Consider the following 15,222-nt stretch of genomic DNA (forward strand, 5'->3'; position numbering starts at 1 on the left):
GTATTACCCGCAGTCTCGGCGTCCCGTTGCAGTCTCGCGGGTTCCGGGGTCGGGGCCCGGGGGTCGGGGCCCGGGTCCGGGTTCCGGCATGCGGGGGTCGGGGTCTGGGGGCCCGGCATGCGGGGCCGGGGGCCGGCGGGGCGCCCGTCCGGGTCAGGACTCCGGGGCGGGGAGGGGGACCGAGACCGAGACCGAGGCGGTCGAGTCGGGGGCGAGGCCCAGCGAATCGAGCGACGTCGACGCGTCGAGGTGCGCGGCGGGCGGCTGCGCCTTCGCCGGCTCCGAGGGCAGGCCCGCCCACTCGGTGGGCTCTTCGGGGCGTTGCTGGAACAGTCCCATGTCCGTCTCCGTTCAGTCGTCGCCGTGGTCGTCGGGGTCTGCGCCGGCCGCGATCTCGCCGGTGCGCCGGCGCGGCGTCACGGCACGTCCGACCGTGCGGGCTGCCCCACCGACCGTGCGGGCTGCCCCACCGACCGTGCGGGCTGCGCCGCCGACCGCCGAGGCGCCCTTCGCGACGCCGCCGGCGATCGCGCCGCCCGCGCGGCGCACGGCGCGTCCGGCGGTGGCCTCGAGCGAGGCGGCGCCGGGGCGCGGCTCGAGTTCCGCCGGAAGTGTGAGCGGCGGCATCCCGAAGGCGCGCCGCGAATTGACCAGCACGCGTCGCCCGAGGATGTTGTTGCCCGCACCGCCGACGACGGCGCCCACGCCGAAGGGCAGGGCCTTGCCGATCCACGAAGCGCCGCCGCGCGTCGCGAACTGCCGCACGAACGCCGTCTTGAGCCGATCCACGAGCGGCCCGACCGCCGCGCGGGGGAGCGTCTTGGTGACCAGCTCGCCCCAGTATCTGTCGCGCCCGAAGCCCTTGCCCGACGCCTGCCCCGCAAGCTGGGCGACGAGGTCGGTGCCCTCCTTGCCGAGCATGAGCGTCAGCACGAGCGCTCGCGCACGCTCCGGATCGGCGACGGGGATGCCGTGCACCTCGGCGACGGACTGCGCGAACAGCGTGGTCGCCTCGAGGAACCCGACGGTCTCGACCCCGCTCAGCGCGAGCGTCACGCTCGTGCCGACGCCCGGGATCACGGCGGTCGCCCCCACGGCGGCGCCGCCCGTCGTGACGGCGGCGAGATAGCGCCGCTCGAGGATCCGGACGATTCCGTCGCTCGTCGCGTGCGGATGACGCAGACGGATGCTGCGCAGGTGCGCCAGCACCGCCGGTCGCTGTATCGCGAGCACGCGGTCCAGCAGGCGCACGGCCCGCGGGTGCTCCTCTGAGCCGACGGGCGGAAGTCCTCCCGCCCAGGGAGCGTCCTGGGGCAGGGAGTGGATGCGGTGCACCTTCTCGGCCATCACGCCGATCCTAGGATCGCCACTGTGGATGCCCGCTGAGATCAGACGAAGAGGTTCGCGCGCTCGAGGTCCTCGGCGAAGTCCACCTCGACCGCGTACAGGTCGGAGATGTCCATCGGCTCGAGCAGCAGTCCGTCTTCGGCGATGGCGAGTTCGAGTCCGCGCTCGAAGTAGTCCTGGTCCTCGACGCGCGACAGCTGACGGACGAACGCCTTCTTGTCGGCGCTGGAGATGTAGTTGATGCCGACAGCCTCGCCGATACCGCCCTTGACCGTCTTGGAGAGCTCGTCGATGAAGCCCTCGGCCGTGACCGTGTACTTGACCTCTTCATCGCTCACCTTGGCGGTGTTCACGGTCACGAAGGACTGGTCGCGCTGGATGAACTCGATCGCGCGCCCCAGAATGCGGGGATCGAAGACGACGTCGCCGTTCATCCACAGCACGCCGCTGCGGCCGGTCTTCGTGAGCGCGCGCAGCAGGCTCTTGGACGTGTTCGTCTGGTCGTAGCGGTCGTTGTAGACGTAGTCGGCCGAGGGGAAGGCCTCGACGATCGTCTCGGCACGGTAGCCGACGACGGTCGTGATGCGCGCTTCGTCGCCGAACGCGGCTCGGATGTTGTCGTGCTGCTGCTGCATGATGCTGCGGCCGTCGTTCAGCTCGGTCAGCGGCTTGGGGAGGCTGCGGCCGAGCCGCGAGCCCATGCCGGCCGCGAGGATGACGGTCTGAAGAGTCACGTTCTGCTCCTGGAGTGTGAGGTTCATCGACTGTTCGCCGACACGACACTCCTTCGTGCCGGCGTCAATGCTAACGACGGTGTCTGGGAAGGGGCAGGATGCTTGACCGTCGTTGCAGATTCGTGATAGCCGAACTGTCCGAAACGTGATGACATCCATTGCGATCATGTCGCACCCGGTTGATACCGTTGAACGGTGACAGCCTTTCTGCCGGTGCCACACGAGCCGCTTCCGGACGAGCCGGAAGAGACTGTCACGCACGGGAGTGGAGGGCGCATCGTCGAGTTGTCGAAGACACGAGCGTCGTCGGCGGATGCCACGGCCTCGGGCACGCCGAAGAAGCGCGGCTCCCGGCCCTCTCGGACCGCTGGTCCGCGGGCGATGAACCCGGCCGATCCGGGACCCCCGCCGCCGTTGCCTCACGAATTCGGTGATGCCGCCGACACGATCACGGTGCCGCCCAAGCCCGAACTGCCGGCCGACGTCGCCGCAGCCGCTGCGCCCGTGGCGCCGCCTGTTCCGCCCGCCGACGTCGCTGCAGCCGCCGTGCCGGTCGCACCGCCTCTACCGCCCGTGCCGGTCACACCGCCCCTGCCGCCCGCACCGACGCTGCCGCCCGCGGCGGTCGCGCCGCCGAAACCGAACGTCGCAGCCGATGTGGCCGCGGCGGCGTTCGAGACACCGCCGCCCGCCCCGATTTCCGAAGTGACCGAGGTCGAGCCCGACACCGTGGCGACCTCGATCTCGACGGCGGTCGATCCGGGCGACGAGTTCTCCGAAGCCGACATCGTCGAGTCTGGCGTCGAGTCCTCCGACGTCGACACCGTCGTGGCGGACGACGAGTCCTCCGGCGCCGACACCGTCGTGGCGGACGACGAGGTCTCCGAGGCCGACACCATGGAGTCTGGCGTCGAGTCCTCCGACATCGACACCGTCGAACCTGACGTCGAGTCTCCCGACGTCGATCTCGTCGAGTCCTCACCCGAGGCCGCTCCCGAGCCGCGCCTAGCCGATGCCTCGCCCGCGCTCGCGCCTGTCGAAGCGGCAGCGGTGCCTGTCGACGTCGAGCCTGTGCCCGTCGATGTCGAGCCTGTGCCTACCGACGTCGAGCCTGTGCCGGTCGATGTCGAGCCCGTGCCGGTCGACGCCGAGCCTGTGCCTACCGGCGCCGAGCCCGTGCCGGTCGATGTCGAGCCTGTGCCTACCGGCGCCGAGCCTGTGCCCGTCGATGTCGAGCCTGTGCCTACCGGCGCCGAGCCTGTGCCGGTCGATGTCGAGCCTGTGCCGGTCGACGCCGAGCCCGTGCCGGTCGACCTCGAGCCCGTGCCCACCGACGCCGACGTCCTTCTCTCCGGGCTCGATGAGCCGGTCGCCGAACCGGAGTCGTCGGTCGACGACAGCGACGCCCTCGCGGCCGTCTTCGCCGAAGCCCAGGCCGAGCTCGCCGCGGAGGACGACTCGGCGGCGCTGAGCCTGCGCGGCGTGTCGAAGAGCTTCGGCGACACGCGGGCCGTCGAAGAGATCGACCTCACGGTGCCGACCGGCACGTTCTACGGCCTCGTCGGGCCGAACGGCGCGGGCAAGACGACGACCCTGTCCATGATCGCCGGGCTGCTCACCCCCGATCGGGGTGTCATCCGCATCGCCGGCGTGGACGCGGCATCCGATTCTCTTGCCGCCAAGCGGCTCATGGGTGTGCTGCCCGACCGGCTGCGCACGTTCGACCGGCTGACCGGCCGGCAGCTGCTCTACTACTACGGCGTGCTGCGCGGGCTGCCGCGAGCCGTCGTCGAGAGCCGCACGGCCGACCTCGCGCGGGCCTTCGACCTCACCGACGCGCTCGGCCGCGTCGTGAGCGACTACTCGGCGGGCATGCTCAAGAAGGTCATGCTGGCGGGCGCCATGATCCACTCGCCGCGCGTACTCGTGCTCGACGAGCCGTTCGAGGCCGTCGATCCCGTCTCGAGCGCCGTCATCCTCGACATCCTGTCGGCGTACGTCGCGCACGGCGGTACCGTCATCCTGTCCAGCCACGGCATGGAACTCGTCGAGCGCGTCTGCACGCGCGTCGCCGTCATCGTGTCGGGCCAGGTGCTGGCCGAGGGCACGGTCGACGAGGTCCGCGGAGAGCTCACCCTCGAACAGCGCTTCATCGAACTGGCCGGTGGCCTGAGCGACGTGGAGGGCCTCGAGTGGCTGCACACGTTCTCCGGCTGAGGCTCGCGCTGCTCGTCGGCGCGCTGCGGGGGAGCACGGGCCGCACGGCCCGCATCGCGATGGCGCTGATCCTTCTCGCCGCCGTGATCTCCGCGGCCTGCTGGGCGCTCGTGTCGATGACGGATGCCGCGCCCGAAGCCCTTTTCGCCGTCACGGTGATCGGGGGATCGGCGCTCACTCTCGGCTTCGCGCTCGGACCCGTCATCGGCGGTGTCGACGACCCGCTCGATCCGCGCCGCTTCGCACTGCTCTCACTCGCGCACGGACGGCTCGCCGCAGTACTCGCCCTCGTCGGGTTCGTGAGCGTCCCCGTCATGGCCCTGATCGCGGTCGCGGTGACGTCCGCCGTCGTCTGGGGCGAGCACGGGTCGCCGCTCACGGCGGGAATCGCCTCCGTCGTGCTCGGAGTGACGACGTGCGTCCTGATGGCGCGGGTGTTCATGGGACTCACCTCGCTCTTCCTGCGCGAACGGCGGACACGCGAGCTGACGGGACTGTTCGTTCTTCTCGTCGTCGTCGTGCTCGTGCCCACCGGGGTCTTCCTCGGGTCGCTCGAATGGGACGGCACCGTGCCCGCCGCGCTCGCCGATGCCGTCGGTGTGCTCGCCGTGACGCCGCTCGGCGCCGCATGGGCCATCCCGGGCCGCGCGGCCGCCGCCGACGCGGATGTGTGGCCGGCGGTCCTGGTGGCGCTGCTCACCCTCGTGATCCTCGCGGTGGCGTGGCGCTGGATCGTCGGGCGACTGCTCACGACGACGGAGCGTCCGCTGTCGGTGCGCGAGCGCACGGGCCTCGGCTGGTTCGCCGTCGCACCCGGCACCCCGGGTGGAGCGATCGCCGCGCGCAGCCTGCTGTACTGGTCGCGGGACCGCCGCTACCTCATGAACGTCATCGTGATCCCCGTCGCCGCCGTCGTGACGGTCGTGCCGCTGATCGTGGCCGGCGTGCCGTTCGAGACCGCCGTGCTCGTGCCCGTGCTCTTCGCCGCGCTCTTCCTCGGCTGGCTCCCGCACAACGACGTCGCCTACGATTCGACCGCCGTCTGGATGCACATCGCCAGCGGCGTGCGCGGCTGGTCCGACCGCCTGGGCCGGATCGTTCCCGTTCTGCTCATCGGTCTGCCGCTGCTCGCGGTCGCCGTGCCGATCACGGTCGCGCTGCACGGCGATCCCACGGTGCTGCCCGCGCTCGCGGGCGTCACCGCGTCGCTCTTCTTCTCGGCGCTCGGACTCTCGTGCGTCGCATCCGTGCTCGCCCCCTACGCCGTGTCGCGTCCGGGGGAGAGCCCCTTCCAGCAGCCGCAGCGCACGGGCGCGGCCGGCGCGATCTCGCAGACCGTCGTCATGCTCGGTGCGATCGCATGCTCCATCCCGGCCCTGTGGTGGTGCTGGCAGGCGATGAACGGTGATGAGACACGCCTCACTCTCGCGCTGTGGGGCGGGCTCGGCATCGGACTCGGCGTCTTCGTGCTCGGCATCGCGGTCGGGTCGGTGCTCTTCGAACGGCGCGGCGGCCGGGTCATGGAGTTCGCCGAATCGACCGGCTGAGCGGATGCCGCGGCATCCGGATCGCCGCCCTGCAGTGCGGGCACGCCGTTAGACTGGCGAACCATGAGCACCCCTCTCGACAGCCCTGACCAGGGCGGGCTGGCCACCCTCGACCGCGAACTCGAAGAGCTCATCCGTGAGGAATCGATCGAGCCCGGCGATCACGAGCGCTTCTCGCACTACGTCAAGAAGGACAAGATCCTCGAGTCGGCCATCACCGGCAAGCCCGTGCGCGCACTGTGCGGCAAGAAGTGGACCCCGGGGCGCGACCCCGAGAAGTTCCCGGTCTGCCCCACGTGCAAAGAGATCTACGAGTCGCTGAACAAGTAGGCCGTCGGGATCGCGGGGTCGGACCGGCTGAGCGCGAGCGCACGAACGGGTAGCTCTTCGCGCACGCGCCCGTGATGACGGCGCGCCGGCTCGACGCCGTCTCGTCCTTCGAACCCGGGGTCGATCTCGCCGCCCTCGGCGAAGCGCACCTGCAGGGCCCGCGCGTCCGGATGCTCGGCGGGGGTTCGCAGCGCTTCGAAGCCGTCGGACACGACGATGATCTCCTTCGTCGCGGTGCCCTCGTCGAGTTCGCGGAACGCCGCCTTGCGTCCGCCCATCGAGGCCTTGTCGGCGGACGCCTTCGCGACGGGGATCCAACCGCCCGCGGCATCCTGCCGGGCGACGAGCTTGTAGACCATCCCGGCGGTGGGCACGCCCGACCCCGTCACGACCGACGTCCCCACGCCGTACGAGTCCACGGGCGAGGCCGCCAGAGACGCGATCGCGAACTCGTCGAGGTCGCTCGTGACGGTGATCGTCGTGCCGGTCGCGCCGAGTTCGTCGAGCTGCGCGCGCACGTCGGCCGCGACGATCGGCAGGTCTCCCGAGTCGAGCCGTACTCCGCCGAGGCCCGTGCCGGCGACCCGGATCGCCGTCTCGACGCCGCGGCGGATGTCGTACGTGTCCACGAGCAGCGTCGTGTCGACGCCGAGCGCCGCGATCTGCGACCGGAACGAGTCCTCTTCGGAGTCGTGCAGGAGCGTCCACGAGTGGGCGGCGGTGCCCATCGTGGGGATGCCCCACGTGCGCCCCGCCTCGAGGTTGGACGTCGCGGTGAAGCCGGCGATGTAGGCGGCGCGCGCCGCGGCGACCGCCGATGCTTCGCCCGCGCGGCGCGAGCCCATCTCGGCGAGAGGTCGATCGCCCGCCGCGATGCTCATGCGGGCGGCGGCCGTCGCGACGGCGGAGTCGTGGTTCATGACGCTGAGGGCGAGGGTCTCGAGCACGACGGCCTCGGCGAAGGTGCCCTCGAAGGTCAGGATGGGGGAGCCGGGAAAGTACAGCTCGCCCTCGCGGTAGCCGGTGATCGAGCCGGTGAACCGGTACTCGGCGAGGTAGTCGAGGGTTGCGGCATCCACCACCCGTTCGTCGCGCAGGAAGCGCAGTTCGTCGTCGCCGAAGCGGAAGTCGCGGATGAGGCTCAGCAGGCGGCCGGTGCCCGCGACCACGCCGAAGCGGCGCCCGCCGGACAGGCGGCGCCCGAACAGCTCGAAGACGCAGCGGCGCGCGGCCGTGCCGTCGCGCAGAGCCGCGTCGAGCATCGTCAGCTCGTACCGGTCGGTGAACAGGGCGCTGGAGGCGTGCATGCGGGTCAGCCTAGTGAGCCGCGCACGGAGGCCGTCTGCACGATGGAGTGCGGCGCGTGTCGTGTCGCTGGTCTCCGGCAAGGGGGGTCCTGCCGATCGCACGGGATCTGCTGGCGTAGGCTGGGGCATCGTGAATGACGCGCCGATCGGGATCTTCGACTCCGGAGTCGGCGGGCTCACCGTCGCCCGGGCCGTGTCGGCCCTCCTGCCGCGCGAATCGATCCTCTATGTCGGCGACACGGCGCGCTCGCCCTACGGTCCCAAGCCGATCGCCGACGTGCGCCGGTATGCGCTCGAGGTGCTGGACACGCTCGTCGAGCAGGGCGTGAAGATGCTCGTCATCGCGTGCAACACCGCATCGGCGGCGATGCTGCGCGACGCGCGCGAACGCTACGACGTGCCCGTCGTCGAGGTCATCGGTCCCGCTGTGCGCACCGCCATGTCGACGAGCCGCAACGGCCGCATCGGCGTCATCGGCACGGCCGGCACGATCGGCTCCCGCGCCTACCAGGACATGCTCGAGGTCAACGAGCACCTCACCGTCTTCGCCCAGGCGTGCCCGCGCTTCGTCGATTTCGTCGAGGCCGGCGTGACCGATTCCCCCGATGTGCTCGCCGTCGCCGAGGAGTACCTCGCGCCGCTGCGTCACGCGGGCGTCGACACGCTCGTGCTGGGCTGCACCCACTACCCGTTCCTCGAGGGCGCCATCAGCTACGTCATGGGCGAGGGCGTCAGCCTCGTCTCGAGCGACACCGAGACCGCGAAAGACGTCTACCGCCAGCTCGTGTCGCGCACCCTGCTCGCGGGCCCGGATGCCACGCCCCGGCACACGTACGAAGCGACCGGTGCGTCGGCCGATGAGTTCCTGCGCCTCGCCCACCGTCTGATGGGCCGCGAGGTGCGTGATGTGCAGCTCGTGCAGACCGGCGCGATCGACCTTCCCCGACCGACCCCCTGACCCCGATCGTGCAGCCCCGCCCCGGGGACCGCACACCCGAGAGGAACCCCGCATGACCGAGATCGTCCGCGCCGACGGCCGCACGCCCGAGCAGCTCAGACCCATCACGATCGAGCGCCGGTGGAGCGCGCACGCCGAGGGCTCGGCGCTCATCTCGTTCGGGGGCACGAAGGTGCTCTGCACGGCGTCGTTCACGAACGGCGTGCCGCGCTGGCTGACGGGCAAGGGCAAGGGCTGGGTCACGGCCGAATACGCGATGCTGCCGCGCGCGACCAATTCGCGCAACGACCGCGAGAGCATCAAGGGCCGGGTCGGCGGGCGCACCCACGAGATCTCCCGCCTCATCGGCCGCGCCCTGCGCTCGGTCGTCGACACGAAGGCGCTCGGCGAGAACACGATCGTCATCGACTGCGACGTGCTGCAGGCCGACGGCGGCACCCGCACGGCGGCGATCACGGGCGCGTACGTCGCCCTCGCCGACGCGATCGAGTGGGGCCGCGAGAAGAAGTTCATCGCCCAGAAGGCCACACCGCTGTTCGACTCGGTCGCCGCCGTGTCGGTCGGCATCATCGACGGTGAGCCGATGCTCGACCTCGCCTACGTCGAAGACGTGCGCGCGGGCACCGACATGAACGTCGTCGTGACCGGCCGCGGACTCTTCGTCGAGGTGCAGGGCACGGCCGAGGGCGCCCCGTTCGACAAGCGCGAACTCGACGCGATGCTCGAGCTCGGTCTCGCCGGATGCGCCGACCTGCGCGACATGCAGACCGCCGCGCTCGCAGCCTCATGAGCGGACGGGTCGTCCTCGCGACGCACAACCCGCACAAGGTCGCGGAGTTCCAGGCGATCGTCGCGGCGACGCGCCCCGACCTCGAGGTCGTCGGCTACGACGGCCCCGAACCGGTCGAGGACGGGGTCACCTTCGCCGAGAACGCGCTCATCAAGGCGCGTGCGGCGGCTGCCCACACGGGTCTGCCGGCGCTCGCCGACGACTCCGGCGTGTGTGTCGACGTGCTGGGCGGGGCGCCCGGCGTCTTCTCGGCGTACTGGGCCGGTCATGCGAAGGATGCCGTCGCGAACCGCGAGCTGCTGCTCGACCAGCTCGCTGACATCGCCGACCCGCACCGCACGGCCCGCTTCGTCTCGACGATCGCCCTCGTGAACCCCGCGACGGGCGGCGAGGACGTCGTCGAAGGCCGCTGGCCGGGACGCATCGCCCGCGAAGCGGCGGGTGAGGGCGGCTTCGGCTACGACCCCGTGTTCGTGCCCGACGAGCAGCCCGACGGCGCCGCCGCGGACCGCACGGTCGCCGAGTGGACGGCCGAGCAGAAGAACGCCGCCTCGCACCGCGCTCGGGCCTTCACCGCTCTCGTTCCGCTCCTCGAACGGCTCCCGCACGGGTGAGACTGAGAACCGTACTCATTCCCGACTGGCGGCACGATGCCCGGGCGCGAGTGAACGCGGCCTAGCCTGGGCATATGCATGATCACGCGCCGGGCGGCATCCGCGGCGCGAGCAACCGTCGCCTGCTCGCGATCTCGCTCGCGATCACGTCGGTCGTCATGCTCGTGCAGGTCGTCGGGGCCGTGCTCACCGGCTCGCTCGCGCTGTTCGCCGACGCGGCGCACATGTTCACGGATGCCGCGGCGCTGCTGATCGCCCTCGTCGCGAGCGTCGTCGCGGCCCGCCCGGCAGATGACCGGCGCACGTTCGGATACCAGCGCGCCGAGGTGTTCGGCGCCCTCGTCAACGGCGTGATCCTCATCGTGCTGTCGGTCTGGGTCGCGGTCGAAGGGATCCGGCGTCTCGTGGACCCGGGCGAGATCGAGATCCGCGGGGGGCTCATGCTCGTCGTCGCGGTCGTCGGTCTCGTGGCCAACGCCGTCGCCCTGTGGCTGCTCAGCTCGGCACAGCGGCGCAGCATCAACGTGCGCGGGGCGTACCTCGAAGTGCTCGGTGACCTGATCGGCTCGGCCGCCGTCATCGCGGCCGCCGTCGTCATCATCGTGACCGGCTGGGTGCCCGCCGACGCGATCGCCTCGCTGTTCATCGCGGCGCTCATCGTGCCGCGCGCCGTCTCGCTCCTGCGCGAGGTCGCGTCGGTGCTGTCGGAGTCGACGCCGCGCGGCATGCAGGTCGCCGAGATCCGCACGCACCTGCTGAGCAAGGAAGGCGTCGTCGACGTTCACGACGTGCACGTGTGGCAGCTCACGCGCGGCGCGCCGGTCTTCAGCGCCCACGTCGTCGTCGACGAGTCGGTGTTCCGCGACGGTACGGGCGCGCTGCTCGTCGCGCTGCAGGATTGCCTCGCGCACCACTTCGACGTCGAGCACTCGACGTTCCAGCTCGAACCGGCCGGGCACGTCGAGCACGACGCGCACGCGTGAAGCGCGTCAGCCCTCGCGCCGCACGGCGTCGGGGGACTTGTCGGGCCGCAAGCCCCGCCACCGTGGATGGCGCAGGATTCCGCCCGGTGTGAACTCTCCGTACTCGACCTCTCCGACGAGTTCGGGACGCACCCACAGCGCATCGCGTGCGTCAGCCGGCGGTACTCCCGTGAGCGGGTTCTCGTCGGTGCGCAGCGGGGTGAGGACGCGCAGCAGGTGGGCGAGTGCGGCATCGCTGAAACCCGTGCCGACCCGGCCGGCATACTGCAGGCCGTCGGCGCCGGGGATGCCGAGCAGCAGGGAGCCGAACGTGCCGGCGCGGCCGCCCTTGCCCGGGCGGATCCCCGCGATGACGACCTCCTGCGTCTGTGTGAGCTTGATCTTCAGCCAGGATTCCGAACGGATGCCGCGCCGATACGTCGACGCGGGATCCTTCACGACGATTCCCTCGAGCCGCAGCTGCTCACTCGCATCGAGGGCGGCGTCGACGTCGTCGAAGACGGGCGGCACCGCGATCGCAGGGATCGCCTGTGCCGCGAGCGTCTCGAGGATGCCGCGGCGTTCTCGCAGCGGCAGCCGGGTCACGTCGCGCCCCTCGTGCACGAGCACGTCGAAGAGGTAGTAGCGCACGGGCGTGCGGCGTGCTTCGCGCGCGATGTCACCGGACCGCTCGAGGTTCATGCGGGTCTGCAGCAGCGGAAAGCTCGGGCGCCCGTCGGGCTCGAGCGCGACCAGCTCGCCGTCGACGACGGTGCGGCCACCGCCTAGACCGGCGTCGACGGCGGTGAGCTCGGGATACCGATGCGTCATGTCGTTGCCGCTGCGGGCGACGAGACGCAGGCCGTTGTCGTCTCGCACTCCGACGGCGCGTATGCCGTCCCACTTGACCTCGACCCACGCACCCCACCGTGACGCGGCGGCGCGTGCGATCCCGGGGGTCGCCGGCGCGGAGTGCATGGGGCGCAGGTCGTTCGGCGGGGGCGGCCAGACCGTGTCGGTGGCGGGTGGCTCATGCTCCGATGCCGATGCCGATGCCGATGCCGGTGCCGGTGCCGGCGCCGGTGCCGGCGCCGCGGCCGCGGGCGTCGGTACCGCCGTCCCGGTGGCCGTCGGCGCCGGCGTGCGCGCGGGGGGCGAATCCTCCGCCGACACGCGCTCCGGTTCGCTCTCCGGCGCCGGCCTTCCGGGCATGCGCGGGGGCTCGTCCTCGTCACCCTGGCGGGAGGGTGAGACGGGCGTGGCGTCGGGCTGCGGCCGACCCGCGGCATCCGTCTTCATGCGGTGCAGCAGCCAGCTCGACTTCTCGCCTTCGCCCTCCGTGCGGATGAGCGCGAGACGCACGCGCCCGAGCGGTCCGCCGGGGCGGCCCTGAAGCGTTGCGATGATCTCGTCGTCGCGCCATTTCTCGAGCTCGTAGCGGCCCTCGTCCCAGATCGTGACGGTCCCGCCGCCGTATTCGCCCGCCGGGATCGTTCCCTCGAACGACGCGTAGTCCATCGGGTGGTCCTCGGTCATGATGGCGAGGCTGTTGCGCCGATAGGAGTGCGGAACCCCGCGCGGCACGGCCCAGCTCACGAGCACGCCGTCGCGCTCGAGGCGGAAGTCCCAGTGCAGGCGCGACGCGTGGTGCTCCTGGATGACGAAGACGGGCATGTCGGTGTCGGGCGTCTCGCCGAGCGGATTGGCGGGCACCGGCTCGGGTGTGCGCCCCGCCGTGCGCTTGGAGATGTAGGCCGACAGGGGACCGTGCTCGGCTTCGCGCGCACCGGCGTGGAAACCCAGGGCATCCATCGGGTCGCCGATGCGCTCCATGCGCTCGAGGACCTCGTCGAACGAGAGGTGCCGCAGATCGGGGGCGTCGAGCTCCTCCCACGTGCGCGGTGCCGCGACGGTCGGGTGCGGGCGGCCACGGAGCGAGTACGGAGCGATCGTGGTCTTGGCGCCGTTGTTCTGGCTCCAGTCGATGAGCACCTTGCCGCTGCGTTCGGACCTCTTCATGCTGCTCACGACGAGCTCGGGATGGTCGGCCTCGATCGCGCGAGCCAGTTCGCGGGCGAGGACCGAGGCGGCGTCGGTGGATTGCCCCGCGGGCAGCGCCGCGTAGAGGTGGATGCCCTTGCTGCCGCTCGTCACAGGGTACGGCTCGAGTCCCATGCCGGTCAGGATGCCGCGCGCCCAGCCGGCGACGAGGGCGCATTCGGCGAGACCCACGCCGGGACCCGGGTCGAGGTCGAGCACGAGCCGATCGGCGTCGCCGCGTCCGCCGTCGGGTGCGAAGCGCCACTGCGGCACGTGCAGCTCGAGGCTCGCGACCTGCGCGAGGTAGACGAGCGTGGGCACATCGCCGACGAGCGGGTAGTCCTTGGCTCCGCCCGAATGCTCGATCGGTCGACGCGCGACCCAGGAGGGAGCGCCGCGCTCGAGATCCTTCGCGAAGAAGACCGGCTCGGGATGCTCCTCGGTGCCGACCCCTTCGACCCACCGCTTTCGCGTCACGGGTCTGCCGACGATGTGCGGGAGCAGGAGCGGCGCGATGCGGGTGTAGTAGTCGATCACCTCGCCCTTGGTCGTGCCCGTCTCGGGATACATGATCTTGTCGAGATTGGTCACGCGCAGGCGGCGGCCGTCGATCCGCACGAGCTCACCGGCCGATTTCGCCATGCGCCCATCCTGCCGTGCCTGTCAAGGGGAGCGGCGAGGCTAGCCACGGGGCGTGTGACGGGTGTCTACTGGTGAGATGAGAGCGATCTGGAAGGGTGCGCTGACCTTCGGTCTCGTGAACGTGCCGGTGAAGGTCTACTCCGCGACCGAGGATCACGACGTGTCGCTGCATCAGGTGCACAACAAGGACGGCGGGCGCATCCGGTATCAGCGCGTCTGCGAGATCGACGGCGAGGTCGTGCCGTACCAGGACATCGACAAGGCCTACGACGACGGTGAGAAGACCGTCGTGCTCACGAAAGAGGACTTCGCCTCGCTGCCGTCCGAGCGCAGCCGCGAGATCGACGTCGTCGAGTTCGTGCCGAGCGAGCAGGTGGATCCGCTGCTGTTCGACCGCGCCTACTATCTCGAGCCGGATTCAGCCTCGCCCAAGGCGTACGTGCTGCTGCGCCGCACGCTCGAGCAGACAGACCGCACGGCGATCGTGCAGTTCTCGCTGCGGCAGAAGACCCGGCTCGCGGCGCTGCGCGTGCGCGGCGACGTGCTCGTGCTGCAGACGCTGCTGTGGGCCGACGAGGTGCGCGAGGCTGAGTTCCCGTCGCTCGATGAGAGCGTGCGGATCTCGGCGAAGGAGCTCGAGCTGTCGGCATCCCTCGTGGACAGCTTCGCGAGCGACTTCGCGCCCGAGGACTTCACCGACGACTACCAGCGCGAGCTGCGCACGCTCATCGAAGCCAAGCTCGACAAGGGCGACGCGCTCGACACCGCAGAGGCCTTCGGCGAGAGCGAAGAGGCGGATGCCGGTGGCGAGGTCATCGACCTCATGGACGCGCTGCGGGCCAGCGTCGAACGGTCGCGGGCGGCGCGGAACGGCGGCGGGGCGACGGCGCAGAAGAAGAGCGAGAAGAAGCCCGCGAAGAAGAAGACGGGCGGCAAGAAGAAGGCTTCGTGAGGCCGGTCAGGCCTTCGTGTCGCCCTCGGGCGTCTCGTCGAACACCTCGGGGTCGAGGACGAGCTCCTCGGCTTCGGCCGCGTCGGTCTCGGCGTCGCCGGCCGCAGCGGCCTTGCGGGCCTTGCGTCGCTCGGCGAGGAAGTGCCACAGCACGAAGATCGCGGTGCCCCCGACGGCAAGCAGCAGGATGACGTCGATGTACTCGGCGACGAGGTCACCGACGACGGGGATGTAGCCGATCGCGTAGCCGATCATCGTGAGGCCGAAGCCCCAGATGACGGCGCCGATGAAGTTGTACAGCGAGTAGCGCCGCCACGGCATATGGCCGACGCCGGCGGCGACGGGAGCGAAGGTGCGCACGATCGGCACGAACCGGGCGAGGATGACGGTCAGCCCGCCGTACCGCTCGAAGAACGCGTTGGTGCGCTCGACGTTGCGGCGGCTGAACACGCCTGATTCCTTGCGCTCGAAGACAGCCGGACCGCCCTTGTGCCCGATGAGGTAGCCGACCTCTCCGCCGACGAATGCCGACAGTCCGATCAGGAGCGCGACGACCCAGGCGCTGACGCCGAAGACGCCGTTCTCGGCGCCGGGGATCGGATGCGACAGCAGGCCGGCCATGATGAGCAGCGTGTCGCCGGGCAGCAGAAAGCCCACGAGCAGTCCGGTCTCGGCGAACACGATGAAGCAGACCACCGCCAGTGCCCACGGGCCCGCGGCGGCGATGATCATCGCAGGGTCGAGCCACGGGATCAGGGAGAGGTGCTGCACGAGGGGTCCCG

Annotated in this window: 14 protein-coding genes; 8 read left to right on the top strand and 6 right to left on the bottom strand. The window is 70.9% G+C overall.

All coding sequences use genetic code 11. From position 1 onward, the window contains the following. Positions 1-153: 153 nt before the first annotated feature. From ACFC3F_RS06500 to ACFC3F_RS06510, 3 genes are read right to left on the bottom strand one after another with little or no spacing between them, the layout of a single operon-like run. The gene (locus tag ACFC3F_RS06500) at positions 154-339 is read right to left on the bottom strand and encodes a hypothetical protein (protein WP_376127782.1); all 186 of its coding nucleotides are present in this window, start codon (positions 337-339) and stop codon (positions 154-156) included. Between the two features lie 12 nt (positions 340-351). Next, a complete protein-coding gene (locus ACFC3F_RS06505; RefSeq protein WP_376127784.1) occupies positions 352-1,347 on the bottom strand; it encodes a hypothetical protein in 996 nt (331 codons plus the stop codon). A 41-nt stretch (positions 1,348-1,388) separates the two neighbouring features. Next, positions 1,389-2,081, bottom strand: coding sequence for an NTP transferase domain-containing protein (locus tag ACFC3F_RS06510; protein ID WP_376127786.1), 693 nt, complete (start codon positions 2,079-2,081; stop codon positions 1,389-1,391). Between the two features lie 195 nt (positions 2,082-2,276). On the opposite strand from ACFC3F_RS06510, the gene ACFC3F_RS06515 reads away from it, so the two are divergent. The 3 genes from ACFC3F_RS06515 (at position 2,277) to ACFC3F_RS06525 (ending at position 6,175) form a co-directional block, all read left to right on the top strand. Continuing rightward, on the top strand, positions 2,277-4,298 hold the full coding sequence (locus ACFC3F_RS06515; protein ID WP_376127788.1) for an ATP-binding cassette domain-containing protein: 2,022 nt from the start codon (positions 2,277-2,279) through the stop codon (positions 4,296-4,298). Then, on the top strand, positions 4,274-5,845 hold the full coding sequence (locus ACFC3F_RS06520) for a hypothetical protein (protein ID WP_376127789.1): 1,572 nt from the start codon (positions 4,274-4,276) through the stop codon (positions 5,843-5,845). The genes ACFC3F_RS06515 and ACFC3F_RS06520 overlap by 25 nt, the downstream gene beginning before the upstream one ends. A gap of 63 nt (positions 5,846-5,908) precedes the next feature. Then, positions 5,909-6,175: a DUF3039 domain-containing protein gene (locus tag ACFC3F_RS06525; RefSeq protein WP_376127791.1), complete on the top strand. Its 267-nt coding sequence runs from the start codon at positions 5,909-5,911 to the stop codon at positions 6,173-6,175. Here ACFC3F_RS06525 and ACFC3F_RS06530 read toward each other — a convergent pair. Beyond that, a complete protein-coding gene (locus ACFC3F_RS06530; RefSeq protein WP_376127793.1) occupies positions 6,154-7,482 on the bottom strand; it encodes a nicotinate phosphoribosyltransferase in 1,329 nt (442 codons plus the stop codon). The two genes, ACFC3F_RS06525 and ACFC3F_RS06530, sit on opposite strands and share 22 nt — an antisense overlap. A 130-nt stretch (positions 7,483-7,612) precedes the next feature. Here ACFC3F_RS06530 and murI point away from each other — a divergent pair, with 130 nt between their 5' ends. The 4 genes from murI (at position 7,613) to ACFC3F_RS06550 (ending at position 10,827) form a co-directional block, all read left to right on the top strand. Then, a complete protein-coding gene (gene murI / locus ACFC3F_RS06535) occupies positions 7,613-8,440 on the top strand; it encodes a glutamate racemase (protein WP_376127794.1) in 828 nt (275 codons plus the stop codon). A 52-nt stretch (positions 8,441-8,492) separates the two neighbouring features. Then, the gene (gene rph, locus ACFC3F_RS06540) at positions 8,493-9,230 is read left to right on the top strand and encodes a ribonuclease PH (protein ID WP_376127795.1); all 738 of its coding nucleotides are present in this window, start codon (positions 8,493-8,495) and stop codon (positions 9,228-9,230) included. Next, on the top strand, positions 9,227-9,844 hold the full coding sequence (gene rdgB, locus ACFC3F_RS06545; protein WP_376127797.1) for an RdgB/HAM1 family non-canonical purine NTP pyrophosphatase: 618 nt from the start codon (positions 9,227-9,229) through the stop codon (positions 9,842-9,844). The genes rph and rdgB overlap by 4 nt, the downstream gene beginning before the upstream one ends. 74 nt (positions 9,845-9,918) lie before the next feature. Then, positions 9,919-10,827: a cation diffusion facilitator family transporter gene (locus ACFC3F_RS06550; protein WP_376127799.1), complete on the top strand. Its 909-nt coding sequence runs from the start codon at positions 9,919-9,921 to the stop codon at positions 10,825-10,827. Between the two features lie 6 nt (positions 10,828-10,833). Here ACFC3F_RS06550 and ACFC3F_RS06555 read toward each other — a convergent pair whose 3' ends face one another. Beyond that, positions 10,834-13,488, bottom strand: a complete 2,655-nt coding sequence (locus tag ACFC3F_RS06555; RefSeq protein WP_376127801.1) for an ATP-dependent DNA ligase — start codon at positions 13,486-13,488, stop codon at positions 10,834-10,836. A gap of 76 nt (positions 13,489-13,564) precedes the next feature. Here ACFC3F_RS06555 and ACFC3F_RS06560 point away from each other — a divergent pair, with 76 nt between their 5' ends. Next, positions 13,565-14,440: a Ku protein gene (locus ACFC3F_RS06560; protein ID WP_376127803.1), complete on the top strand. Its 876-nt coding sequence runs from the start codon at positions 13,565-13,567 to the stop codon at positions 14,438-14,440. A gap of 6 nt (positions 14,441-14,446) precedes the next feature. Here the strand turns inward: ACFC3F_RS06560 and ACFC3F_RS06565 are convergent, their stop codons facing one another. Further along, positions 14,447-15,172 carry a DedA family protein gene (locus ACFC3F_RS06565; protein WP_376127960.1) on the bottom strand — a complete coding sequence of 242 codons (726 nt, stop codon included), beginning with the start codon at positions 15,170-15,172 and terminating at the stop codon, positions 14,447-14,449. Positions 15,173-15,222 lie beyond the last annotated feature (50 nt).

Source organism: Microbacterium sp. NPDC055910, assembly GCF_042271185.1.
Taxonomy (GTDB): Bacteria; Actinomycetota; Actinomycetes; order Actinomycetales; family Microbacteriaceae; genus Microbacterium.